The organism is Bifidobacterium pongonis (assembly GCF_019331805.1).
GTDB lineage: Bacteria > Actinomycetota > Actinomycetes > Actinomycetales > Bifidobacteriaceae > Bifidobacterium > Bifidobacterium pongonis.
The window spans coordinates 1-1,153 of the sequence record NZ_JAHBBE010000081.1; the positions used below are offsets into that span (position 1 = coordinate 1).

The window sequence follows — 1,153 nt, forward strand, 5'->3', positions numbered from 1 at the left end:
CCCCGTGAACGACACTACCCTCTTCGTATGTAGCGTCAGGTGAGTAGAATATACAGCCTACGTGGCTCAGCTTTTGTGAATGTTACTCCGACCACCTAGATCTTCACCGGGGTCTTCGTCGGCAGCGTCAGATGTGTATCAGCGTCACCTTCATCGGCTGGGCGCTCACGTCCGGATGGGTGCGACGGTATTCGGCACGCCTAGCTTCAAAGGCCTCATGCCTCAGCTTCCGCAGCCGCTCGTATTCCGGGAACACTTCGGCGCGACAGCCTTCGTCACGCAGCTTGAGATCGAGACGCAATGCGATGGCGAAGACCAGGAATTTATGGTTATGACCGGCATCGCTGATATGACTCCATGTGTTCGCACGGCATCCATCGGGCAATACGACTTCGAAGCCCGCGTTCGACGTGTGCGGATAGCAAGAACATTCGTACACGAAATCCTTCGGCACATGATGATGCTCAGCCTGCCCTTCCGACAATGTCACCGGCACCGTAATCGGATCGGTGAACGATTCCGGAGCGGTTTCCGGGGTGTCGCGATGCTCTTTCGCGGCGGTCCTCGATGCTCCCTGGCTGGCCTTCGCGGCGTCGTCCTGTGCAGTCTGTCCGGCTTCCACAACGCTCGCTTCCATTTCCTTTTCCGCCATGCTTGCCATGATTTCGTTCCTTTTCTTGGATTATTGGCTTCACCCTCATTAACCGGACAAATCGTTCGTTGCGGCGAAAAGGATAAAAATCTAATGCAGAAATTAAGTGGTCTAAGTCCTTGATCTGACAGGCATCTGAAACCGCAGGATGTGCTTCTGGGGACATATCGAGGTGGTCTAAGTCCTTGATCTGACAGGCATCTGAAACCGCAGGATGTGCTTCTGGGGACATATCGAGGTGGTCTAAGTCCTTGATCTGACAGGCATCTGAAACCGCAGGATGTGCTTCTGGGGACATATCGAGGTGGTCTAAGTCCTTGATCTGACAGGCATCTGAAACACATGGTACCCAATTGAGAAGGATTTGTAAGTGGTCGATAACGTCCGAAATCTTGCGCACTTTCGGATTCCGGCCCTGACGCAGGAGGGCATGGCCCGCGTCCTGTGTACGATTTTCATTCGCCAAAACAAAAAACCGCGATTGGAAGCCAGGAGACGGAA

At 53.7% G+C, this 1,153-nt stretch carries 1 protein-coding gene; it reads right to left on the reverse strand.

Annotated features, from left to right (window positions below):
* Positions 1 to 127 precede the first annotated feature (127 nt).
* A complete protein-coding gene (locus KIH75_RS10000; RefSeq protein ID WP_219056552.1) occupies positions 128 to 661 on the reverse strand; it encodes a hypothetical protein in 534 nt (177 codons plus the stop codon).
* Between the last annotated feature and the right edge of the window lie 492 nt (positions 662 to 1,153).

What these genes read in the sequence shown, in the direction of transcription:
- KIH75_RS10000 (WP_219056552.1), bottom strand. Translation starts at nt 661, where the DNA reads ATGGCAAGCATGGCGGAAAAGGAAATGGAAGCGAGCGTTGTGGAAGCC.